Source organism: Acinetobacter sp. WCHA55 (assembly GCF_002165305.2).
Classification (GTDB): Bacteria; Pseudomonadota; Gammaproteobacteria; order Pseudomonadales; family Moraxellaceae; genus Acinetobacter.
Map to the genome: position 1 here is coordinate 2806000 of NZ_CP032286.1, position 21667 is coordinate 2827666.

The 21667-nt window shown below is 41.5% G+C and carries 23 protein-coding genes and 1 pseudogene; 7 read left to right on the forward strand and 17 right to left on the reverse strand.

What is annotated here, in order from left to right; genetic code table 11:
- Positions 1-44: 44 nt before the first annotated feature.
- Genes CDG62_RS16300 through ppx form a run of 5 tightly spaced genes read right to left on the reverse strand, consistent with a single transcriptional unit; the run spans position 45 to position 5160 of the window.
- Positions 45-614, reverse strand: a complete 570-nt coding sequence (locus CDG62_RS16300) for a YggT family protein (protein ID WP_004979206.1) — start codon at positions 612-614, stop codon at positions 45-47.
- A gap of 25 nt (positions 615-639) precedes the next feature.
- The gene (gene proC, locus CDG62_RS16305) at positions 640-1470 is read right to left on the reverse strand and encodes a pyrroline-5-carboxylate reductase (RefSeq protein ID WP_087527511.1); all 831 of its coding nucleotides are present in this window, start codon (positions 1468-1470) and stop codon (positions 640-642) included.
- Between the two features lie 28 nt (positions 1471-1498).
- On the reverse strand, positions 1499-2845 hold the full coding sequence (gene tilS / locus CDG62_RS16310) for a tRNA lysidine(34) synthetase TilS (protein WP_087527512.1): 1347 nt from the start codon (positions 2843-2845) through the stop codon (positions 1499-1501).
- Positions 2782-3606 carry an acetyl-CoA carboxylase carboxyltransferase subunit alpha gene (locus CDG62_RS16315; protein ID WP_086209830.1) on the reverse strand — a complete coding sequence of 275 codons (825 nt, stop codon included), beginning with the start codon at positions 3604-3606 and terminating at the stop codon, positions 2782-2784. The genes tilS and CDG62_RS16315 overlap by 64 nt, the downstream gene beginning before the upstream one ends.
- 30 nt (positions 3607-3636) lie before the next feature.
- Complete coding sequence (ppx, locus tag CDG62_RS16320; RefSeq protein ID WP_004692262.1) at positions 3637-5160, reverse strand: exopolyphosphatase; 1524 nt, start codon at positions 5158-5160, stop codon at positions 3637-3639.
- Positions 5161-5423: 263 nt separating this feature from the next.
- Here ppx and trxA point away from each other — a divergent pair, with 263 nt between their 5' ends.
- From trxA to CDG62_RS16335, 3 genes are all read left to right on the forward strand, one after another.
- Complete coding sequence (gene trxA, locus CDG62_RS16325; protein WP_004692264.1) at positions 5424-5750, forward strand: thioredoxin; 327 nt, start codon at positions 5424-5426, stop codon at positions 5748-5750.
- 330 nt (positions 5751-6080) lie between these two features.
- Positions 6081-7349 carry a transcription termination factor Rho gene (rho, locus tag CDG62_RS16330; protein ID WP_004692266.1) on the forward strand — a complete coding sequence of 423 codons (1269 nt, stop codon included), beginning with the start codon at positions 6081-6083 and terminating at the stop codon, positions 7347-7349.
- A 413-nt stretch (positions 7350-7762) separates the two neighbouring features.
- Entirely contained in the window at positions 7763-8020 is a 258-nt protein-coding gene (locus CDG62_RS16335) for a hypothetical protein (RefSeq protein ID WP_004979199.1), read from the forward strand.
- A 128-nt stretch (positions 8021-8148) separates the two neighbouring features.
- Here CDG62_RS16335 and CDG62_RS16340 read toward each other — a convergent pair whose 3' ends face one another.
- From CDG62_RS16340 to pheS, 3 genes are all read right to left on the reverse strand, one after another.
- A complete protein-coding gene (locus CDG62_RS16340) occupies positions 8149-8445 on the reverse strand; it encodes an integration host factor subunit alpha (RefSeq protein ID WP_004649746.1) in 297 nt (98 codons plus the stop codon).
- Complete coding sequence (gene pheT, locus CDG62_RS16345; protein WP_087527513.1) at positions 8442-10823, reverse strand: phenylalanine--tRNA ligase subunit beta; 2382 nt, start codon at positions 10821-10823, stop codon at positions 8442-8444. The genes CDG62_RS16340 and pheT overlap by 4 nt, the downstream gene beginning before the upstream one ends.
- 154 nt (positions 10824-10977) lie before the next feature.
- Positions 10978-11958 (reverse strand): phenylalanine--tRNA ligase subunit alpha, encoded by a 981-nt coding sequence (pheS, locus tag CDG62_RS16350; protein WP_087527514.1) that lies wholly within the window; start codon positions 11956-11958, stop codon positions 10978-10980.
- A gap of 157 nt (positions 11959-12115) precedes the next feature.
- Between pheS and CDG62_RS16355 the strand changes: the two genes are divergently transcribed.
- Positions 12116-13132: a hypothetical protein gene (locus CDG62_RS16355; protein WP_087527515.1), complete on the forward strand. Its 1017-nt coding sequence runs from the start codon at positions 12116-12118 to the stop codon at positions 13130-13132.
- A 64-nt stretch (positions 13133-13196) separates the two neighbouring features.
- On the opposite strand, the gene CDG62_RS16360 is transcribed toward CDG62_RS16355, so the two are convergent.
- The 4 genes from CDG62_RS16360 to rpmI form a co-directional block, all read right to left on the reverse strand.
- Positions 13197-13409, reverse strand: coding sequence for a hypothetical protein (locus tag CDG62_RS16360; protein ID WP_087527516.1), 213 nt, complete (start codon positions 13407-13409; stop codon positions 13197-13199).
- A gap of 144 nt (positions 13410-13553) precedes the next feature.
- Positions 13554-14093 carry an adenylate kinase gene (locus CDG62_RS16365; protein ID WP_087527517.1) on the reverse strand — a complete coding sequence of 180 codons (540 nt, stop codon included), beginning with the start codon at positions 14091-14093 and terminating at the stop codon, positions 13554-13556.
- 152 nt (positions 14094-14245) lie between these two features.
- Positions 14246-14605, reverse strand: a complete 360-nt coding sequence (gene rplT, locus CDG62_RS16370) for a 50S ribosomal protein L20 (protein ID WP_004692276.1) — start codon at positions 14603-14605, stop codon at positions 14246-14248.
- Between the two features lie 11 nt (positions 14606-14616).
- On the reverse strand, positions 14617-14811 hold the full coding sequence (rpmI, locus tag CDG62_RS16375) for a 50S ribosomal protein L35 (RefSeq protein ID WP_004278281.1): 195 nt from the start codon (positions 14809-14811) through the stop codon (positions 14617-14619).
- Between the two features lie 221 nt (positions 14812-15032).
- Between rpmI and CDG62_RS16380 the strand changes: the two are divergent.
- Together CDG62_RS16380 and CDG62_RS16385 are read left to right on the forward strand one after the other, a co-directional pair.
- Positions 15033-15715, forward strand: a pseudogene (locus tag CDG62_RS16380) (MFS transporter); the annotation flags it as partial.
- Between the two features lie 147 nt (positions 15716-15862).
- The gene (locus CDG62_RS16385; RefSeq protein ID WP_087527518.1) at positions 15863-16594 is read left to right on the forward strand and encodes a TonB family protein; all 732 of its coding nucleotides are present in this window, start codon (positions 15863-15865) and stop codon (positions 16592-16594) included.
- A gap of 101 nt (positions 16595-16695) precedes the next feature.
- Here the strand turns inward: CDG62_RS16385 and CDG62_RS16390 are convergent, their stop codons facing one another.
- From CDG62_RS16390 to CDG62_RS16400, 3 genes are all read right to left on the reverse strand, one after another.
- A complete protein-coding gene (locus CDG62_RS16390) occupies positions 16696-17124 on the reverse strand; it encodes a YqaA family protein (protein WP_087527519.1) in 429 nt (142 codons plus the stop codon).
- 1 nt (position 17125) lies between these two features.
- A complete protein-coding gene (locus CDG62_RS16395) occupies positions 17126-17419 on the reverse strand; it encodes a hypothetical protein (protein ID WP_087527558.1) in 294 nt (97 codons plus the stop codon).
- Between the two features lie 114 nt (positions 17420-17533).
- Complete coding sequence (locus tag CDG62_RS16400; protein ID WP_087527520.1) at positions 17534-18154, reverse strand: glutathione binding-like protein; 621 nt, start codon at positions 18152-18154, stop codon at positions 17534-17536.
- A gap of 119 nt (positions 18155-18273) precedes the next feature.
- Here CDG62_RS16400 and CDG62_RS16405 point away from each other — a divergent pair, with 119 nt between their 5' ends.
- A complete protein-coding gene (locus CDG62_RS16405) occupies positions 18274-18924 on the forward strand; it encodes a class I SAM-dependent methyltransferase (protein WP_087527521.1) in 651 nt (216 codons plus the stop codon).
- A gap of 79 nt (positions 18925-19003) precedes the next feature.
- Here CDG62_RS16405 and infC read toward each other — a convergent pair whose 3' ends face one another.
- Together infC and thrS are read right to left on the reverse strand one after the other, a co-directional pair.
- A complete protein-coding gene (gene infC / locus CDG62_RS16410) occupies positions 19004-19501 on the reverse strand; it encodes a translation initiation factor IF-3 (protein WP_010325938.1) in 498 nt (165 codons plus the stop codon).
- A gap of 59 nt (positions 19502-19560) precedes the next feature.
- Positions 19561-21483: a threonine--tRNA ligase gene (gene thrS / locus CDG62_RS16415; RefSeq protein WP_087527522.1), complete on the reverse strand. Its 1923-nt coding sequence runs from the start codon at positions 21481-21483 to the stop codon at positions 19561-19563.
- Between the last annotated feature and the right edge of the window lie 184 nt (positions 21484-21667).

Here is a 21667-nt window from a genome sequence, read left to right on the forward strand (position 1 = left end):
AAAAAAAGGACTCGCAATCGAGTCCTTTTTTATTCGCTACAATCTTATAAACCAGTGAGCAGAACAATCGCCACTTCATTCATAATCATTTCAGCAATATACAGCGCCAAGAACGCTACAATTGGAGAAAGGTCAATCATGCCCATATTCGGCAATAAACGGCGAAACGGCGCCAGTAAAGGTTCCGCAAGCTCTTGAATCACCTCAATATAAGGCGAGCGTGACTGCGTAAACATCACCACCCAACTTAAAATAATCGTTGCAAAAATCAAGTAACGACAGAAACGAATCAAGTCTTGAATCATGGTCACAAAAGTTAAAATAACCAAATGCACAGGACTATTTGGCATCGCTCCAGAGAGATACATGACGCCAAAAATTTTCAGTAAATACAATAAAACCAAAAGTACTAAAGCCGCTAAGTTCACACGACCTTTTGCTACATTTGGAAAAATACGACCAAACATATCCACAATTTTTGTGGCTTTTACGGTCGACATCACCACTGGGTTATAAAAGTTAACCGCTGCCAACTGCATGAGAAAGCGGAAGAACACCAGTAAAATTGCAACGTTAATAATGATGCCAAAAATTAGCGCAGAGTTTGCACCCATACTTGAACTTTCCTAAATAAAACGATTATTTGCTACTTTCACTCAGCTCTTGAGCAAGTTCCTGACTGCGCTTTTGAGCAGCAGCCAATGCAGCTTGGATATTTTGTGAAATTTGTGCACGATCAAACACTTCAAGTGCCGCTTGGGTTGTACCATTCGGCGAAGTGACATTTTTACGCAATTCAGCAGGTGTATTTGAGCTCGTGATTGCCATTTGTGCCGCACCCAGTGCAGTTTGCAACGTCAACGCCGTTGCTACTTTTTCATCTAGACCAAGGTTTTTACCTGCACGGATCATGCTTTCCATCATATAGAAAAAATACGCAGGACCTGAACCAGACACTGCAGTCACAGCATCAATTTGCGCTTCTTCGCCTACCCATAAAGTCAAGCCAGTCGCAGCAAGTACTTGGCTCGCCAAATCACGGTCTTCTTTATCTACAGCCTCAGTGGCATATAAACCATGCGCACCTGTTTGTACTAAAGCAGGCGTATTTGGCATTACACGCACAATACGATCACTGCCAGCGAGTGCAGCAATCGTAGCAATTTCAGCACCCGCAACAATTGAAATAATCAACTTACCGTCAAATAAACCGTTTAATGGTTTTAAAACATGGGCTAAAACTTGAGGTTTAACCGCTAAGACCACGACATCGGCTTCACGAATAGCAGATGCGTTATCCTCAGTCACCACCAAGTCTTTTTCAGCCAATAAATGACGAACTTGTTCAACAGGATCAGAAACCGTAATGCGAGTTGAAGGTAAACCACGTGAAATCAAACCACCGATGAGGGCTTGAGCCATGTTACCACCGCCGATAAAACAAATATTACGATTCAACACTGCGCTCATGATTATTTCTGTATCCTGAATTTTTTAACTAAGCAATTAAATTTGGTTGCCATCCACCCGCTTCACAATAAGCCGACTCGACCAACCAAAATCCTTTAGGCGTAAAAACACCAAGCATAACATTATCTATGCTTAATATTTGTATTGTATGACGTTGCCACGGAAAAATTTGTGCGCTCTGAATGGCTTTTTTCAACGGCCAAGCCCCAACCCGCCCATACAAATGCAGCTTCTCCCCACCTACACGCGGTTTTATCTGTAAAGTCTGCTCTAACAATTTAGCAGACAGTCCATATTTTTGTGTTTCAATGCGATATTGCCCCGAAGCCAATGCATAAGCTTGATCTAAACTAAAACGCTGCTGAATTGACTCAACCGTCTGAAATTGTTCCGCCAAATACTCTGCTTTACAAACACGAAATAGTTGCTGTTGATAACGCACATAATAGTATTGATTCCAATGCAAAGCGGCCTGAGCATCGACTTTAGATTCAATCACCTCATCAAATAGGCGTTGTACCATATCAAAAGCAGGACGATATAAGTCCTCACCTTTCATCCAAGCAGACAACAGCTGTCGCTGTCTCGGTGCAGTTAACTGACGAAATGAAGTTAAATTTAAAACCGAAGCATCTCCACAACTGGCCCAGTCTTGAGCCAACACATCGGTCAAAATGGACTCAGCATCTTGCATCAAATAACTGGTACGTGCCAAAGCTTGCTGCATTTTCGGAAAGCGTTGTTCTAAGATCGGCCATAATTCGGCTCGACACCATGCCCGATCATAACTAGTATCAAAATTGGTTTGGTCTTGAATATTTCTCAGTTGCATATCAGTAGCCCACAGCTCAATTTGCTGTCTGGACAAAGCCAATAGCGGGCGCCAAATTGTAAATTGCTCTCGTCTGTCGAGGCTCTGCATGGCGGCAAGTCCATGAATTCCCGCACCAGAGAATAATCGGAGTAAGACGGTTTCAGCCTGATCTTGTTGATGATGCGCGAGAACCAAAATTTCATTGGCAAGAAGATGCTTCTGAAAGGCCGCATAACGTGCACTGCGGGCTTGGCTTTCTACATTGCCTGTATCAACATCGACCGCTTGAATCACACATGGAACATCCAAGACATAGCACTGTTCTTGAACAAAGCTACCCCACTGTGGACTGACATCCTGCAATTGATGATCAATATAAATGGCGCGAATACGCTTGGGAAATAAATGAGACATCAAATGGAGTAGTAACATGGAATCCATGCCACCACTACATCCGATTAAAAAATGAGGCTGTTCAGGTGTATCCTGAAACTCGGTTAAGACGCTAGTCCTAAATTGTCGCTGCCAAACTTCATTAAACGTTGGTAACGTGCTTCGCATCGTTCATTCGCATCCATCGGTTGCAACTCAGCCAAAGCATCTTTTAAAACAGTTTTTAAAGCATGCATGACCTGTTCTGGGTGGAGGTGAGCACCTTCACCTTCATCGACCACGTATTCAACAACACCCATTTTCTGTAATTTTTCAGCAGTCAATGCCAAAGCTTCGCTGGCCTGCTCTGCTTTTTCAGCTGTTTTCCATAAAATAGATGCACAACCTTCAGGTGAAATGACTGAATAAATACTATGGGATAACATTACCACACGGTCAGCCACACCAATGCCCAGTGCACCACCTGAACCACCTTCACCAAGTACGGTTGCAATCACAGGCACTTTCAAGCTTGAAAGTTGTGCCAAAGACGTTGCAATTGCTTCAGCCTGACCACGTTCTTCTGCACCCACACCTGGATATGCACCCATGGTGTCAATAAAGGTAAAGACGGGTAGATTAAAACGTTCAGCCATATCAAGTAAACGTTGTGATTTACGGTAACCTTCTGGGTTACTCATACCAAAGTTATGTTGTAACTTTTCACGCGTACTACGACCACGGTGTTGACCCACAATCATGACTGGCTGACCATCAAAGCGAGCTAATCCACCAATCATTGCACCATCATCACCAAATAAGCGATCACCATGCAAAGCATCAAATTCGGTAAAAATTTCACTCACATAATCTAAAAATTGCGGACGCTCAGGATGACGTGCAATTTGAACCGTCGTCCATGCTTTGGATTGCGCAGCTTTATTCTTCATAGCTCAACCATAAATCCCTAATTGACCAATTTATTCATCGACAAATTGTTCTGATTGGATATCCAACTCAACATCCCAATGCTTAAATTGCGCCTGCTCATCATGCAAGTCTGCAACCAGCAAAGGCCATTGCGCGGCATTACCAGAAACACTCAACTGCCATTGTTGCGCATTGCCTACTGTTAATTCAATGGCAGGAAGCATCTGATCGCTACGACTATGATTGAGTAAAACAGCAAGACGAAGTAGCAAACACAGATAGACTAATTTGTTACCGCCGACCTTCATCACGTCAACACGGGCGTCACTGCGTAGCTTACGGCGATGATGCGCTACCAAATGTGACAGATGGTTCTGATCAATTTGCGAGAAGCCCGCAATGTCAGAATGTTGCAATAAATATGCACCATGACGATGGTAGCCTGCATGGCTAATCGCTAAACCAATTTCATGCAGATAAGCCGCACGACGCAGTAAATCACTGTCTTCTGTGGTTAATTTCAATGAATCCGCCACACCATCAAACAAATGTTGAGCCATGTTCACGACCCGTTCAGCTTGTTTTGGATCGGCGTTATAACGGCCCATTAACGCTTGTACAGAACGATCTCGAATATCTTCATGTTGAAAACGTCCAAGTAAGTCATACATCACCCCTTCGCGCAGGGCACCATCTGAATACACCAATTTATCCAGTTCGAGTACATCAAAAATGGCATACAAAATAGCGATTCCGGCTGGCAAAACTGCTCGACGGTCTTCTTTTAAGCCGTCAAATTCCATCTCAGCGACGTGTTTATATTTGAGTAATTTTTCTTTGAGCTTATCTAAACCGTCACGGGTGAGTTCTTCTTTTTCATTACTCCAGCCCATATTCACGGTAATCTGACGACACGCTTTAATGGTTCCACTCGAACCGACCACCGTATCCCAACCCGCTTCTTTATAGGTATTGGCAATACCAGACAGCTCCTTACGTGCTGCAACCACAGCTTTATCAAAACTTTTTTGGTTAATCTCACCATCAACAAAGAAGGCTTTGGTAAATGCTACACAGCCCATTTGTAAAGATTCGGTATGAATAGGTTCAAATTCTTCACCAATAATCAGTTCTGTTGAACCTCCACCGATATCAATCACAAGACGGCGTCCACTGTTTACCATGGTATGAGATACGCCCAAATAAATCAGACGAGCCTCTTCACGACCTGCAATAATTTCGATGTGCTTCGGCAAAATTTCTGCAGCTTTCTGAATAAATTCATGTCCATTTTTGGCTTGGCGTAGCGCATTGGTCGCCACAATTCTTAAACGATTTGGCTGAACCGAACCTAAGCGCCCAACAAAGCGAGATAAACAGGCCAAACCGCGCTGCTGTGCGGCTTCTGTTAAGTTTTTATTTTCATCTAAACCCGCTGCTAACTGTACTTTTTCTGACATTGACGCAACTTTTTTCACTTCGCCATGATCCACTCGCGCAATCGCCAAGTGGAAGCTGTTCGACCCCATATCGATGGCAGCAAGTAACTCTTCATCAATCAAAAAATCAGACATGATTTAATATAAACCTATACAGAATTGTGCTTAGATTAATTCACCTCCATGCAATTTAAAAGCCATTTATGGTCAGAAATTGACGAGCTTTTAAAATTTCGGCATTTATGACAATTGTGTTACACGATCAGTAACATCGTGAGCTTCAATTAGACAAATTCAAACTAAAGGTTGAAAATTTAGTAATCCATCTACTCAGTGATAGCAGGCTATGACATACTATTAGCCATAAAACTATCCAAAAATTGAAACTGGAGCTATCCATGTCTGGCAATATCGTAAATACAACTGATACAAACTTCGACGCTGATGTACTTCAATCAGACGTTCCTGTGCTTGTTGACTTCTGGGCAGGCTGGTGCGCGCCATGTAAAGCAATTGCACCTGTATTAGAAGTATTGGCGAACGAATACGAAGGTAAAGTGAAGATTGTTAAAGTTGACGTGACTTCTTGCGAAGCAACGGCTGTGAACTATAACATCCGTAACATCCCTGCATTACTCATGTTCAAAAATGGTGAAGTTGTTGCCCAACAAGTGGGCGCTGCACCAAAATCGAAATTGACTGCTTTTATTGAAGAAAACATTTAAGCATCCATTTAGATTGAAAATGAAATACGCTGTCTAAACAACAGCGTATTTTTTTCGGCTATAAATTGACAAGTCTGCCTTTCTCTCTTATATTGCATGATCAAGAGATAAAGGATTATTCAATCCTGTCATTTTCTTAAAAGACACAACACATAAGATCGCCGCTCGGCAATACAAATTGTTTTGACACGTTTCTCTTCAAACAATGAATCAGTCCTCTGAATTGTTATAGTTCAAATACAATTGCGTTACTTCATTGCATGTCTGCGGCTAAATGTTGCTTCCTTTTCATCCTGTAATTTAGAATTTTTGATTCTTATCTGACCTCCTATGAATTTAACCGAACTCAAGAAAAAACCGATTGGCGAACTCATCAAAATTGCTGAATTTATGGGCCTCGAAGGAATGGCTCGTAACCGTAAGCAAGACATTATTTTTGCCATCTTAAAGCGCCATGCAATGAATGGTGAAGAGATCTTTGGTGATGGCGTTTTGGAAATTCTGTCAGATGGCTTCGGCTTCTTACGCTCTGCAGCAGGTTCTTACCTTGCAGGCCCAGATGACATTTATGTTAGCCCATCTCAAATTCGTCGTTTCAATCTACGTACTGGTGACACCATTACGGGAACCATTCGCCCACCCAAAGAAGGCGAACGTTATTTTGCACTGTTAAAAGTGAACCAAATTAACTACGACACGCCAGAAAACTCACGTAACAAAATCTTGTTTGAAAACTTAACACCACTTTTCCCGACCGAGCAATTGGTAATGGAGCTTGGTAACGGGACGACAGAAGATTTAACTGCACGTGTGGTTGACTTGGTTGCACCTATCGGTAAGGGCCAGCGTTCAATTATCGTAGCGCCGCCAAAAGCGGGTAAAACAATGTTGTTACAAAACATCGCTCAGTCGATTGTGCGTAACAACCCTGAATGCTTCCTGATCGTTCTTCTGATTGACGAACGCCCTGAAGAAGTGACAGAAATGGAGCGTACTGTTCGTGGTGAAGTCATTGCGTCAACGTTTGATGAATCTCCTGCTCGTCACGTTCAAGTGGCTGAAATGGTGATTGAAAAAGCAAAACGTTTGGTTGAGCACAAGAAAGATGTTGTGATTCTGCTCGACTCCATTACCCGTTTAGCACGTGCTTACAATACGGTTGTTCCTTCATCTGGTAAGGTTTTAACTGGTGGTGTGGATGCACATGCGCTTGAACGCCCTAAGCGTTTCTTCGGTGCAGCACGTAATATTGAAGAAGGTGGCTCACTAACCATCATTTCTACAGCTCTGATTGAAACAGGCAGTAAAATGGATGAAGTGATCTATGAAGAATTTAAAGGTACAGGTAACCAAGAAATTACACTGGATCGCCGTATTGCGGAAAAGCGTGTCTTCCCTGCGATGAACATCAAAAAGTCTGGCACCCGTCGCGAAGAGCGTCTAATGTCTGAGGATAATCTACGTAAGGTTTGGATTTTACGTAAGTTACTTCATACCCAAGATGAACTTGCAGCCATGGAATTTTTACTTGATCGCATGAAAGAAACCAAAACCAACGATGATTTCTTTGATCAAATGAAACGTAAAGCAACCAGCTAATTCGACCTGCTTCATCTAAAAAAAGGCTGTCTTAACGACAGCCTTTTTATTTGGTTGACTTAACTTACACAAAGCAACATTTCATCCGATTCTCTGTAAACTTATTTACAAGTTTTTGATAAATAAAAATTTGAAATTAAAAACCTTCATCTTTTTAAATGTTTATTCAGTACTTCTCCAATACAAACCTCATCATTAATTGTTATTTTCTGTTAAAAAAGACCTGCTTTTAGACCTTTTTTATCACTTTTTTCATCCTAGCTAGTAGCAATTCAAAATGCGCAGTGATAGCATATTTGCAGACCAGTTAGGCTGCTCCTGCATTGTTAGTCCCTAGCAAAATTAGGAACAATAAAAGCACACAACAGACTAACGTCGGTTTTTTTTAATCTCATATTTTAGAGAGTGATGCCATGTTATTCAAAAAAATCGCTATTGCTGCTGCAGTTGCTACTACTTTAGCTTTCGTTGGCTGTGCTAAGAAAGAAGAAGCTCCTGCTGCTGCTGCTGCTTCTGAAGTTGCTGCTGCTTCTGAAGCTGTTCAAGCTGCTTCTGAAGTTGCTGTAGATGCTGCTGCTGCTGCTTCTGAAGCTACTGTTGCTGCTTCTGAAGCTACTGCTGCTGCTTCTGAAGCTACTGTAGCTGCTGCTTCTGAAGCTAAAGCTCACTAATCTTTTAGAGATTAGTCAAAAAGAGAGCCTCTGGCTCTCTTTTTTTATGCTCAAAATTTATCGAATAAAAATCATCACAACGCCTATCAACTACTGCTAATCATGCAATTGATAAAAAAAAAAGCAGATCAATCGATCTGCTCATTTCCCACACGCTGGCGGAATTTCTGCCCTGCGCGGAAGGTCACTACACGGCGTGCAGAAATCGGAATTTCTTCACCCGTTTTCGGGTTACGGCCTGGGCGTTGGCGTTTATCACGCAACTCAAAGTTACCAAAACCCGAAAGTTTAACTTGTTCACCAGAGATTAGCGCTTGGCTAATCTCATCAAAAAACAACTCGACCATTTGTTTAGCTTCACGACGGTTTAAACTCGTGAGCTCACTTAGATGGTCAGCCATTTCCGCTTTTGTTAATGCTGTCATGAAGCCCTCAATGTCGCCTGATAAGTGTTTTCCAACACATGTAAAATATGATCCATACCGGATTTAATTTCAGCATCCTCAAGCGTACGTGATGGGTGTTGCCAAAGAAGCGCAAATGCCAATGAGCGCTTACCCTCTTCAACGCCTTGCCCAGTGTACACATCGAACAACCAAGTCGAGTCTAAAAGCTCACCACCTGTTTTTTCGATAAGTTGCTGAATTTCACTTACATTTATCTTATCACTAATTAAAAGCGCAATATCACGTCTAACCGACGGAAAACGTGATAATTCTGTAAAATTAGATACATAAGTTTGCAAAACAGCCGATTGATCAAGTTCAGCCACCCAAGTTGTGCTCAAATCCAGTGCATCTTCTAAAGATGGATGTAATCGACCAAAGTAACCAATAGATTGACCATGGACTAAAACCTCAGCAGACTGACCCGGATGCAACCAACTACGTTCAGAGCGAACATATTCAACCTGCACACGACCTGCTGCCAATACTTCTTCAATTTCGCCTTTGAAATCAAAGAAATCCATAGCTTGAGGTTTAGCATGCCAAGTTTCTGACGTTTTTGCACCTGTTGCAATCACTGCAAGGGTAGGAATTTGTTTCAAATCATGAATAGATTCAGCATCTTGATAGTCGAAACGTAAGCCGAGTTCAAAGAAACGCACACGACTTTGTTGGCGGTTTACGTTATATTGCACACACGGAATCAAACTAGAAAGCAGTGTTGAACGCATTACTGCTAAATCACTGGAAATCGGGTTAGCCAAAGCCAAAGGATTCACAGCCGCATTGAGTTGCTTCTCAAGCTTTAAGTCTGCAAAGCTAAAGCTAATTGCTTCTTGATAACCCAAAGTCACGAGGGTTTGACGAAGCTGAGCCACTTCAAATTGGTCTTGATATTGAGCCAATTGCGCTTCAATTTTTGGCAAACTGATTTGAATATTGTCATAACCATGAATACGCGCAACTTCTTCAATCAGGTCTTGGTAGATCGCCATATCATAACGGTGTGAAGGCGGAACCACTGACCACTGACCTTCTGCTTTAACCGTCACAGCACAACCTAAACGGGTCAATGCATCCGCAATAAATTCAGCATCTACGCGATAACCAAGCAATTGATCCACTTGCGCTTGTTCCAGCTCAATCGCTTCACGCTTCGGTAAAACTGCCGTTTGTTCTACAGTCGTAATCGGACCGAACTCACCACCCGCCAATTCTGCAATCAATTGTGATGCACGATGCATCGCTAGCATTGGTAGTTCAAAATCGACACCACGTTCATAACGCTGCGACGCATCCGTATGTAAACCAAAACTACGCGCACGGCCCGCAATAGCTAATGGAGCAAAGAACGCAGACTCTAAGAAAATGTCTTGGGTTTCATCACTAACAGATGAAGACAAGCCACCCATGATGCCTGCAATCGCCAATGCTTTTTCATCATCCGCAATCACCATGACTTTTTCATTGAGCTCAACTTCTTGTTCATTCAGTAGAACCAATTTTTCAGTTGCATTCGCTTGACGAACTTGAACCGAACCTTGAATTTTTGCCGCATCAAAAGCATGTAACGGTTGACCTAACTCCATCAGTACATAGTTGGTAATATCAACCAAAATACTGTGCTGACGAATCCCTGAGCGAACCAAGGCACGTTCCATCCACTCTGGGGTTGCTGCTTTGGTATTCACATTTTTAATCACACGACCTAAATAGCGCGGGCAGCCTTCCGTGCTCACTACGACTTTTTTCTCATCGGCAATGGTCGCAGCAACGGCATTAATTTCAGGTGCAGTCACGGTCAGTTGATTAATCACCCCAATTTCACGGGCAATACCACGAATACTGAAACAGTCACCACGGTTTGGCGTGATGCTGATATCAATCACATGATCATCAAGCTGTAAATACTCACGAACATCCACACCGATAGGTGCATCTGTAGGCAATTCTAAAAGACCATCAATTTTATCTTCTAAATCAATTTCAGATGCACCACACAACATGCCTTGTGATTCAATGCCACGAAGTTTGCCTTTTTTGATTTTGAAATCACCTGGAAGTACCGCACCAATGGTTGCCACAGGGGCTTTCATACCGACACGTACGTTTGGCGCACCACACACAATTTGTAATGGTTCACCTGAACCAATATTGACAGTTGTCACACGTAAACGGTCTGCATCAGGATGTTGTTCTACGGTCAACACTTCACCAACCACCACGCCAGTGAACGGTTTTGCCGCTGGTGATAAATCATCGACTTCCAAGCCCAACATGGTTAGTTGGTCAGATAACGTATTGCTATCAACGGCTGGGTTCACCCATGTACGCAACCAATTTTCGCTAATTTTCATAAATTCAATTTCCTTAATCTCCCCCTAACCCCTTCTGTATAAAAGAGGTGAAAGCCACGTACTCTATTTTTGACTGTGAAAGTCCCCCTTTCTTAAAGGGGGATTTAGGGGGATTTCTATAAACCTTTAAATTGTTAAATTTGTATTTAAACCATTAAGCAAATTGGCGTAAGAAACGCACATCGTTTTGGTAGAACATACGTAAATCATTGATGCCATAACGAAGCATCGCAAAACGTTCCACACCTAGACCAAAAGCAAAGCCTTTGTATTTCTCAGGATCAATACCCGCAGCTTGTAATACATTCGGATGTACCATGCCACAACCGAGTACTTCCAACCATTTACCACGCTCATCCATAATATCCACTTCAGCACTTGGCTCTGTGAATGGGAAATAAGACGGACGGAAACGCACTTTTAAGTCTTTTTCAAAGAATTCGTTTAACAGATTGACCAACAAACCTTTCAGTTCTGCAAAGCTAGTATTTTCAGTGACATACAAACCTTCAATTTGATGAAACATTGGCGAATGCGTTTGGTCAGAGTCACAGCGATATACACGACCCGGGCACACAATACGAATCGGAGGTTGCTGGGTTTCCATAGTACGAATCTGCACACCCGAAGTATGGGTACGTAGCAAATGTGTCGCATCGAAATAGAATGTATCGTGCATTGCACGCGCAGGGTGATGCCCTGGAATATTTAAAGCTTCAAAGTTGTGATAGTCATCTTCAACTTCTGGTCCAGTTTCAATCACAAAACCCGCTTTGGTAAAGAACTGACAAATACGCTCTTGCACTTGAGTAACGGGATGAATACTCCCAATCGTTTGACCACGACCAGGTAGAGTAATATCAACCGTTTCACTTGCGAGTTTTTGTGCTAATGCTGCTTGTTGTAATTGTGTTTGGCGTTCAGTTAAAGCACCGGTAATCGCTTCACGGACTGCATGAATTTGCGCACCAAAAACTTTACGCTCTTCAGGGTCCATTTTACCTAAAGCTTTCGATTGCTCAGCGAGCTGGCTTTTCTTACCCGTAAACTGCACTCGCACTTGATCGAGTGTAGCAAGGTCCTCTGCTGCTGCAATCGCAGCGAGCGCTTCAGTGGTCAGGGCTTCCAGTGACATAGTAACTCTCAAAGCAACAATTTATAAAATTAATAAAACCCCATATTCTATCAGTTTTTAAGCGTGTTGATGAAGCTCTACGATCAGGAAAATTTATTTAGTACATGGTTTTATAATCAGGTTAAGATAGGGCCATCATAGAAGAGAACAATAAACGATGTCGCTTGATCCTATTTGGCAACAACAACTTACTCTAGTGACTTATGGCAATGAATATTTGCGTCACAACCTAAGTTTCCAACGTTGGTTAGAACATGCCATTTTTGACCGACATTGCTTTCAGTTTCGTGATCTGAATAGCCAACATTTACTGGCTCAGCATTTTCAGGTATGGCTTGAAGCCTTAAAAAAGCAAGGGGTCAAACAGCTCAGTCTGCATAGCTCAACATTGCTAGCAGATGAAAAGAACCCAAACCCAAATATTGAACTCCTTGCCACCCCACATATTATTGTTAGCCACCAAGCACAGCAAAAAACAGCTTGGATTTTCGGTAAAGAACTGGCTGAGTGGTACAGCGCTGAACACGATTTTATAATTCCAAAAGCACAACAAAGCTCAATCCGTAGTGAAAATTTATGGCGTTTTGAACTGAATCATAAACTCAGCAAACGCATTGAAGCGGATTTACAAACGCCGAAATGGGATGAAATCGAAAACTTTACCGAACAAGAACTTTTTAGTGCGTCATTTGCACAAGGTTTAGTAGAGCCTGAGGTGGTAACCTTACCTTACTATGGACAACAAGATGCCACAGATGAAGCCCACCATCTCTCTCTTTTACCGACAGACTACGCCGCTGATTATGCACACCAAACGCTGTATCGTTTAGATGCACTATCAGCATTGATCCAGACTAAGATTCAACATCCTTACAATGCAGAAGGCCAAGTGCTCACGCCAGATGAGCAATTAAATCTACGTCATTTTGAACAAAAGATTGATGATTTAAAGACCAAGTTCATTGTGAAAGTGGCCAATCACTATCAAACCGCACAGCTAAGCCCCAAAAATACAACTACACCACTTGATGCACGTCATCATTCATCACCTAAATTAAGTGCGATAGAGGCCAAGCCTCATGAAACACAGCATAAATCTGGAAAAACTGGGGTATTTGCTTTAATCCTGATTACGATTTTAATTTGTGTAGTTGGCTATTATTTTGGCTTATAAGCTATTAGAAATATATCAAAGCGCTCCTATCAACGAGCGCTTTTTTTTTACGGGCTCAACTTTTTCAGGCAGTAATTAGAAGATTGAAAGGTCGGATTTTGATTTGCACCTTATGCTGATTGGCATGTTGATTAATATAATGATTAACTGAAACAACCTCACCTTCCAGCTTCGCATCAGGGCCATACATAATTTTGACTGACTCACCTTTTCTGGGAATCATTTGTAATTCCACTGTGATACTTCCCTGTCCCATCCCAGTAATTTCTGCAAGCATATCCTACTCCTTTTCTTTTTAATCTTTTTATTTATTAGGCATCTATCACATTTCAGATTAAAGCAGATTTATGTAACCAAAGTTCAGCTATGGTTTTACATATAAGACTTCATTTTTTCATGTTTCATAAATTTAAGCTGTACTCTACTCAATCACCAATTGATCTAAAAAGTTTTTCACCTGTTTAGGTGTCTTTAGATGAATCCACTTTATATGCTGATATTCGGGCATCTGCATCATGTTTAAATATTTTTTTCTATTTTTAGCATGGGTTTTTACCATCCACCAAATGATTGAATCCCGACCAAACATACGCAAGAGGCTTTCACGATTATTGGAGTTTGCCCATAAATCTTGTTGCGCCCATACACGTTGAACAGCACGTTTCACAGAACGATACAGATTGACCGGAAACGGCAAGTCCAACCAAATAACCGTGTCAATTTCCGCCCATTTCACAGGAATGGCTCGGGTATAGTTACCATCGATCACATAGCCCTGTGTCGCCTTTTGTACTTCTGACTCAATCTTGGCAAAGAACAACTCATCAGGACATTCTTGCCAGTCGTCTAACCAAAACAAATTATCCAACTCGATATAGTGCAAATCTAATTTTTCGGCCAACGCTCTGGAAAATGTAGATTTTCCTGTAGCAGAAGTTCCTACAACATTGATTCTTTTCATTGTACTGGCCTAACGCTGATGCGGTCTTTCTTATCATATGTAATTATGGTTGTATCACAGTCTCGCCTTTGACCCATAAAAAATTTGATTCAAAAAATAATAGGCCATAAAAAAGACCGCTAAAAAGCGGTCTTTTTTTAAGCCTTAAAGACTTATGCAGCTAATGCATCTTTAGCTTTAGAAGCTAAAGCAGCAAATGCAACTGCGTCATGCATAGCAATGTCAGCAAGTACGCGACGGTCGATAATCACTTGAGCTTTTTTCAAGCCAGCGATCATACGGCTGTACGATAAACCATTTAGACGAGCACCAGCATTAATACGCGCAATCCATAGAGCACGGAATTGACGTTTTTTCTGACGACGGTCACGGTAAGCGTATTGACCCGCTTTGATTACTGCTTGGAACGCTACGCGATATACGCGTGAACGAGCGCCGTAGTAACCTTTAGCACGAGCAAGAATTTTTTTATGACGGCGATGAGCCTGTACACCACGTTTTACACGAGCCATTTATAATCTCCTTAGATGTATGGGCACATACGACGAACTGAAGCAACGTCACTCACGTGAACCATTACACAGCCGCGTAATTGACGAATACGCTTAGCAGATTTTTTGGTCAAAATGTGGCGTTTGAACGCTTGTTTACGCTTGAAACCGTTAGCAGTAGCTTTAAAACGCTTAGCTGCACCACGGCGAGTTTTCATCTTAGGCATAACAACCTCTTTTGAACACCTGTTCGGAACGTTTGCACCATTGCAAAACGACCTGCAGGTAAGGGAGCGAATATTCTAATCGAACTTTGTCTAAAACAAAAGCAAATAATCAACAATAAAAGCAAGCTTAGTTTATTTCCCGACAAGCTTTAAGCGATGAATTTATAACCGAGGTTTAGTCCAAGTCGTATAATGCCTCATCCATTCCATGCTGACCCCTTGTGAACGCTACACAGGATGCGTTTACTGCACTCCGCTACAGAGACCTCTCTATTGTTACACTGAATCAATTTTGCCTGACGCTTGCCATTTTAATTCAGGAAATTATTGTGGCGTACTCCTTGTACACCCTCACTAAAGATCCACTGACTCTAGGTTTAATTGGTTTAGCAGAAGCAATCCCCTTTATTGCACTTTCCTTATGGGGTGGTTATTTTGCGGATCGTTTTAATAAACAAAGTATCATGAAAATCTGCTTATTCTTTGCCATTCCACTGCCCTTGGTGCTATGGGGATTATTTCATGCTATGGCTTAAAGCACATCGAGCTCTCCACCCTGTCATGGAGTGTTTATGCCTTGTTCTTTGGCTTAGGAACAATTCGAGGTTTGTATAATCCATCCGCAACGTCTCTCAAACCCTTTTTAATTCCACGAGACATTTATGCCAACGGCGCCACATGGACCACCATTGGTTGGTAAAGTGGGGGGATTATTGGCCCGATGCTGGGTGGGTTGATGTTGGCTTTTTTAGGTCGTGAAACCAGTTTCATCAGTGTAGCAGTACTGCTCAGCCTATGTTTCTTACTCGTCAATCTTTTAAGTAAACGCACGTTTCCTAAAATTGAAACGAAACGTGTACTACAAAGTTTAGGTGAAGACTTTCGCTTTATTGCTAAAACCAAAGACTTATTTGGCGTCGACATTACTCAAGCCGAGCAGAAATAGTTTTTAATTTAACAATATAACTTGCGAGTCTTTTCAATTCAGGAAATACTCGCAACCATCATTTAAGTCATACGCACTGGATGCGTTATAAAAGAAATTGATCATATGAAACCACTCTTATTGCTTGCATTATCAACATTGCCCGTTCATTTAAGCCATGCAGCTCAGCCACCATTAGAACTCACCATTCAAAAAAGTTCAGCTCAATCAGCACATTTGACCACGCGTATTCAATGGGTCGATTTTCCCAAACCCCAATATAAAAATAGCGATTTAAATCAGCAAAACCGTGCAGCGATTATTCGTATCTATGCAGATGAAACAGGCGATGTGACCAAAGCCACCGTACAGGAAAGTACTGGGCTCAAAGCTTTGGATGAAAAGTTGGTGAATGCTGTGCTTCAAGCCAAAGTAAAACCTTTTGTTGAAGATGATACTGCTTCTGCCGTCATTGGTTATCAAGTTTTTAATTTAAACTTAACGCCAGATGACGCCGAAGCATGTAACTACACCTTTGACTCTAAGAACTGGCTTGCGCAACAACAGCAACAAAAAGTGCCTTTTCAATATCTGGTTCAACCTACGCTTGGATTAGATTCAACACAGTTAAATGGTCATGACCGTCAAGTTAAATTTAGCTTCAAAACAGATAAACAAGGCAACGTGAAAAAGCCCAAGATTACTAAAGGCTCTGGCATTTATGAGCTTGATCAGCAGGTTTTACACGCCGTTGCCAACAGTAAAGTCAGTGTTAAACGCACGGCAAGCACACTGTGGCTCTATAAAAAATCTAAATTTAAAGATGTGATTGAATTTGACCTTGAGTCTTGTCACTAAAATCTAAAAGGACACGAGTTTTCGATAGCTCGTGTCCTGACTTCTTACAAACCTAAAAACCATTAAAAATCTGTTGGCCAATAACAGCATTTGAAGACCAATTAGAATTGACTAAACATCCAATACACAAAAAGATAGCGTCCTATTTTCGCAATACTCACCATCACGACAAAACGAACAAAATTTTCTTTGAGCAATCCTGCAATGAGGGTAATCGGATCACCAATGATGGGCACCCAACTGAGCAATAAAGACCAAAAACCATATTTCTGATAAATGCCCTGTGCCCGCAACATCTTTTCCTCTGAGACTGGAAACCATTTTTTGTTTTTGTATTGCTCAACTTTCAAGCCGAGCCACCAATTCACACAGCTACCTAAAATATTGCCAAGACTGGCAACAGCTATCAATAACCACACTGAGTATTGCGTCTGAGCCAACAATCCCACCAAGACAGCCTCTGACTGCAAAGGTAGCAATGTCGCTGCCCCAAAAGCAGAAAGGAAAAGCAGTCCTAAGGCCCACATCATTTTATGATTTTAAACCCAGCTTTTTCTTGGTTGAGCTATAGGCAAAACTTGACCAGATCAATGCCAAAATCAACAAAGCCCAACGTGACCATGAATACTTATCGGCAATCGGTTCAATTGCAGCACGGAGTACCGCCTGATCTTTGGTATTGAGCAGTTCAATTATTTTTTGAATATGTACCGCTTCAGCTACAAATAGCACCAAACACCCTGCGATCCCTACAATAATACTGAGGTAGATTTTAGGATTCGCTTCAATAATACGGGTTAAATTGAGGAAAAACTCTTTTTTCATTACGCTGATGTCCAAACAACCTTCAACAAAAAAGCCACCCATCGGTGGCTTTAAAGAATGGCTTATACCTTGAAGGCACTAAGCTTAACACAATTCAAGTCATTACTTTTGTACCTAATTAACTCGAATCGCCAGTGCTCGTTGTACTGCAGGGCGTGCTTGAATACGCTCCATATAAGCTTTGACATTAGGATAATCATTTAAATCAATTTGTTGCCATTCATAACGCAAAATCCATGGGAAAATTGCCATGTCTGCAATTGAATACTCTCCAGCTACATAGTTTTGACCAAAAAGTTGCTTGTCTAATACAGCATATAGACGTTTGGTTTCATTAACATAGCGTTCAGTTGCATAGGCAATACGTTCAGGGGCAAATTTACTAAAATGATGGTTCTGTCCAAGCATTGGACCGAAGCCACCCATTTGCCACATTAACCACTGCTCAACCTCAACTCGAGACTGTTCATCGCTTGGATAAAACTGCCCTGTTTTACGCCCTAAATACTGCAGAATTGCCCCTGACTCAAACACCGAAATAGCTTCACCTTTGGGGCCATCTTGATCCACAATCGCAGGAATTTTATTGTTAGGTGAAATACGAAGAAAATCAGGTTGAAATTGGTCATTTTCTAAAATATTAATGGGAAAGACTTGATACTCCAAACCCATTTCTTCTAATGCAATGCTAATTTTATGTCCGTTGGGTGTTCCCCAATAGTACAAATCAATCATTCTTATTTCCTAAGTTTATTCGCTTATTTTAGATACACGATATCATAATTAAACGTGATTATTTTTATGTAATTTTATATATTATTTAGCACATATTTGAATAAAAACCACCCAACAAAATGAATAAAATCATTGATATTCCAAGCCCGATCAATTTAAAAGACCCGCTTGAAGCGACTCAATGGGCAAAAGAAGCGAATATTAAACGTCCTTACCGGTTGGAGTTCTTCAAACACTATATTTCACAAATTCTAAGTCACCCAAAGCCTGATTTTCGTATTTTAGAATTAGGCTCGGGCCCTGGTTTCTTTGCATATGAACTCTTAAGTAGACAACCTAATATTAATTATACCGCCGTCGATTTTTCAGCAGCTATGCATAACTTAGCCAAACAACGTTTAGCCACTATTCCCCATACATTCGTAGATTTCTTCCTAGCTGATTTTAAACAACACGATTGGTATACAGTTCTGAATGGTCAACGCTTTGACTATATCGTGATTCATCAAGCTTTACATGAACTTCGCCATAAAGCATATGCTTATGAATTTCATAAAAGTATTGCACAACAAGTCGTCCAACTCGATGGCTACTACTTCATCACTGATCACTTAGCTCAACCTGATGGAAATATGAAGAATCTCGAACTGTATATGACCAAAGATGAACACATGCAAAGCTTAAGTAACGCTAACTTTAGGAATATTCAGATTGGACTTGAGATAGAAGGCTTATGCACTCTGCAAGCAACGTTATCAAGTCATAATTAAATTGGTTAGTAAACTTCTCTTCATGTTGCAATAAAAAAAGCACTGCATAGGCAGTGCTTTTTTTAAGATCAATGAATCATTACTTTTTCTTTTTAGGACCAAGCAACATACCCATTTGACGACCTTCCATTTTTGGTGATTGCTCAACAACACCAATTTCAGCCACATCGGCTTCAACTTTTTGAAGTTGAGCCAAACCAAGCTGTTGGTGCGCCATTTCACGACCACGGAAACGAAGGGTAATTTTTACTTTGTTACCTTCTTCAAGGAACTTAGTGATTGCACGTAGTTTCACGTTGTAATCACCAACATCAGTACCCGGGCGGAGTTTGATTTCTTTCACCTGTACTTGATGCTGTTTTTTCTTCGCTTCTTTCTGCTTTTGCTTTAGATCAAACAAATGCTTGTTGAAGTCCATGATTTTACAAACAGGCGGTTCAGCATTTGCTACGATCTCAACAAGATCAAGCTCAACACTTTCAGCAGCGCGCAATGCTTCTGCCAAGCTAACAATACCTTTTTGCTCACCATTTTCGTCTACAAGACGGACTTCTTTCGCACGAATTTCATCATTCAAAGCAGGACGGTTTGATTTGTTACCGCCCTGTTGATTACGGTCAGGCTGTTTAATCGCTGTTACTCCACAATGTACCGGCCGCGTTCGGCAACGGCTGCTTTTACTAGGTCAACGAAAGCGTCGATTGACATAGTACCCAAATTTGTTCCAGAGCGGGTACGCACGTTTACTGTACCTTCCTCTACCTCACGATCCCCAAGTACCAGTAAGTAAGGAATACGCTCTAATGTACGTTCACGAATCTTAAAGCCGATTTTCTCATTTCTCAAGTCTGAAATCGCTCGGAGGCCGTTTTCTTTAAGTTTAGCGACGACTGACTCACATGCTTCCGCTTGTGAATCGGTAATATTCATCACACACGCTTGGATTGGTGTTAACCAAGGTGGCATAAAGCCCGCATAGTGTTCGATTAGTATACCAATAAAACGTTCAAAACTGCCAAGTATTGCACGGTGCAACATTACAGGCTGATCACGATCATTGTCTTCAGTGACATATGATGCTTCTAAACGTTCTGGTAAATTGAAGTCACATTGGATTGTACCACATTGCCATACACGGCCTAAGCAGTCTTTCAGTGAGAATTCAATTTTCGGACCATAGAATGCACCTTCACCTGGCTGAAGCTCCCACTCTAAACCAGCAGCATCTAAAGCATCTGCTAAAGATTTTTCAGCCATATCCCAAAGTGCATCATCACCCACACGTTTCTCTGGACGTGTAGATAACTTCATTTGTACATCTTCGAAACCGAAGTCTTTATATACATCTAAAGTCAGTTGAATAAAGTCAGCCACTTCTTGACCAATCTGCTCTTTGGTACAGAAAATGTGTGCATCATCTTGAGTAAAGCCACGCACACGCATAATACCGTGCAATGAACCCGATGGTTCGTTACGGTGACACGAACCAAATTCAGCTAAACGAATTGGCAAATCACGGTATGACTTTAGACCTTGATTGAACACTTGTACGTGACAAGGACAGTTCATCGGTTTAATAGCATAGTTACGGCTTTCTGAATGCGTCGTGAACATACCATCTGCATAGTTTGCAGCATGGCCTGATTTTTCCCAAAGGGTGAAATCAACCACTTGCGGTGTACGAATTTCGAGATAGCCATTATCTTGTTGTACTTTGCGCATGTATTGTTCAAGTACTTGATAAATGGTCCAACCGTTTGGATGCCAGAACACCATACCTGGTGCTTCTTCTTGCATATGGAACAGGTCTAAAGCTTTACCAATTTTACGGTGGTCACGCTTTTCAGCTTCTTCAATACGTTTGATATAAGCCGCAAGCTGTTTTTTATCTGCCCACGCTGTACCATAAATACGTTGTAACTGTTCATTCTTCGCATCGCCGCGCCAGTAAGCGCCTGACATTTTAGTGAGCTTGAATGCTTTTAAAAATTTAGTATTTGGCACGTGCGGACCACGGCACATATCCAAATAATCTTGATGGTAGTACAAGCCCATTTCTGTTTCTTCAGGCATGTCTGCAATCAAGCGTAATTTATAATCTTCACCACGCGCTGTGAACTCCGCTATCACCTCATCACGTGGTGTCATTTTTTTGATGACATCATAGTCTTGATCGATGAGCTTTTTCATACGCTCTTCAATGGCTAGCATATCTTCTGGTGTAAATGGCTTTGCGCTAAAAATATCGTAATAGAAGCCATCTTCAATGACAGGACCAATCACCATTTTCGCTTCGGGGAACAATTGCTTCACTGCATGTCCCACCAAGTGCGCGCAAGAGTGACGAATGATTTCGACCCCTTCTTCGTCTTTAGGCGTAATAATTTGAAGGCTGGCATCCGTGGTAATCAAGTCAGATGCATCAACTAAACGACCATCGACTTTTCCTGCAACTGTATTTTTCGCAAGACCCGGACCGATGCTCAGTGCAACGTCCATCACAGATACAGCTTGATCAAATTGTTTTTGATCGCCATTTGGCAAAGTGATAATTGGCATAAAAAATCCTTAAGGAGTGATGCCCCGTACCATGGAGCATGTCACCGCGAGATTATGATCGAGGCAAAACCTCAAAAGATAAAAACGGTGGATAAATAAAATCAGTCGAATTTTACACGTGTTATCCACAGGATTAAACCTTTTCCCCTAGAAAATTCATGTTTCAGCGCATTTTGAATTCATT

What these genes read in the sequence shown, in the direction of transcription:
- CDG62_RS16300 (WP_004979206.1), bottom strand. Translation starts at nt 614, where the DNA reads ATGGGTGCAAACTCTGCGCTAATTTTTGGCATCATTATTAACGTTGCA.
- proC (WP_087527511.1), bottom strand. Translation starts at nt 1,470, where the DNA reads ATGAGCGCAGTGTTGAATCGTAATATTTGTTTTATCGGCGGTGGTAAC.
- tilS (WP_087527512.1), bottom strand. Translation starts at nt 2,845, where the DNA reads ATGCGAAGCACGTTACCAACGTTTAATGAAGTTTGGCAGCGACAATTT.
- CDG62_RS16315 (WP_086209830.1), bottom strand. Translation starts at nt 3,606, where the DNA reads ATGAAGAATAAAGCTGCGCAATCCAAAGCATGGACGACGGTTCAAATT.
- ppx (WP_004692262.1), bottom strand. Translation starts at nt 5,160, where the DNA reads ATGTCTGATTTTTTGATTGATGAAGAGTTACTTGCTGCCATCGATATG.
- trxA (WP_004692264.1), top strand. Translation starts at nt 5,424, where the DNA reads ATGTCTGGCAATATCGTAAATACAACTGATACAAACTTCGACGCTGAT.
- rho (WP_004692266.1), top strand. Translation starts at nt 6,081, where the DNA reads ATGAATTTAACCGAACTCAAGAAAAAACCGATTGGCGAACTCATCAAA.
- CDG62_RS16335 (WP_004979199.1), top strand. Translation starts at nt 7,763, where the DNA reads ATGTTATTCAAAAAAATCGCTATTGCTGCTGCAGTTGCTACTACTTTA.
- CDG62_RS16340 (WP_004649746.1), bottom strand. Translation starts at nt 8,445, where the DNA reads ATGACAGCATTAACAAAAGCGGAAATGGCTGACCATCTAAGTGAGCTC.
- pheT (WP_087527513.1), bottom strand. Translation starts at nt 10,823, where the DNA reads ATGAAAATTAGCGAAAATTGGTTGCGTACATGGGTGAACCCAGCCGTT.
- pheS (WP_087527514.1), bottom strand. Translation starts at nt 11,958, where the DNA reads ATGTCACTGGAAGCCCTGACCACTGAAGCGCTCGCTGCGATTGCAGCA.
- CDG62_RS16355 (WP_087527515.1), top strand. Translation starts at nt 12,116, where the DNA reads ATGTCGCTTGATCCTATTTGGCAACAACAACTTACTCTAGTGACTTAT.
- CDG62_RS16360 (WP_087527516.1), bottom strand. Translation starts at nt 13,409, where the DNA reads ATGCTTGCAGAAATTACTGGGATGGGACAGGGAAGTATCACAGTGGAA.
- CDG62_RS16365 (WP_087527517.1), bottom strand. Translation starts at nt 14,093, where the DNA reads ATGAAAAGAATCAATGTTGTAGGAACTTCTGCTACAGGAAAATCTACA.
- rplT (WP_004692276.1), bottom strand. Translation starts at nt 14,605, where the DNA reads ATGGCTCGTGTAAAACGTGGTGTACAGGCTCATCGCCGTCATAAAAAA.
- rpmI (WP_004278281.1), bottom strand. Translation starts at nt 14,811, where the DNA reads ATGCCTAAGATGAAAACTCGCCGTGGTGCAGCTAAGCGTTTTAAAGCT.
- CDG62_RS16385 (WP_087527518.1), top strand. Translation starts at nt 15,863, where the DNA reads ATGAAACCACTCTTATTGCTTGCATTATCAACATTGCCCGTTCATTTA.
- CDG62_RS16390 (WP_087527519.1), bottom strand. Translation starts at nt 17,124, where the DNA reads ATGATGTGGGCCTTAGGACTGCTTTTCCTTTCTGCTTTTGGGGCAGCG.
- CDG62_RS16395 (WP_087527558.1), bottom strand. Translation starts at nt 17,419, where the DNA reads ATGAAAAAAGAGTTTTTCCTCAATTTAACCCGTATTATTGAAGCGAAT.
- CDG62_RS16400 (WP_087527520.1), bottom strand. Translation starts at nt 18,154, where the DNA reads ATGATTGATTTGTACTATTGGGGAACACCCAACGGACATAAAATTAGC.
- CDG62_RS16405 (WP_087527521.1), top strand. Translation starts at nt 18,274, where the DNA reads ATGAATAAAATCATTGATATTCCAAGCCCGATCAATTTAAAAGACCCG.
- thrS (WP_087527522.1), bottom strand. Translation starts at nt 21,483, where the DNA reads ATGCCAATTATCACTTTGCCAAATGGCGATCAAAAACAATTTGATCAA.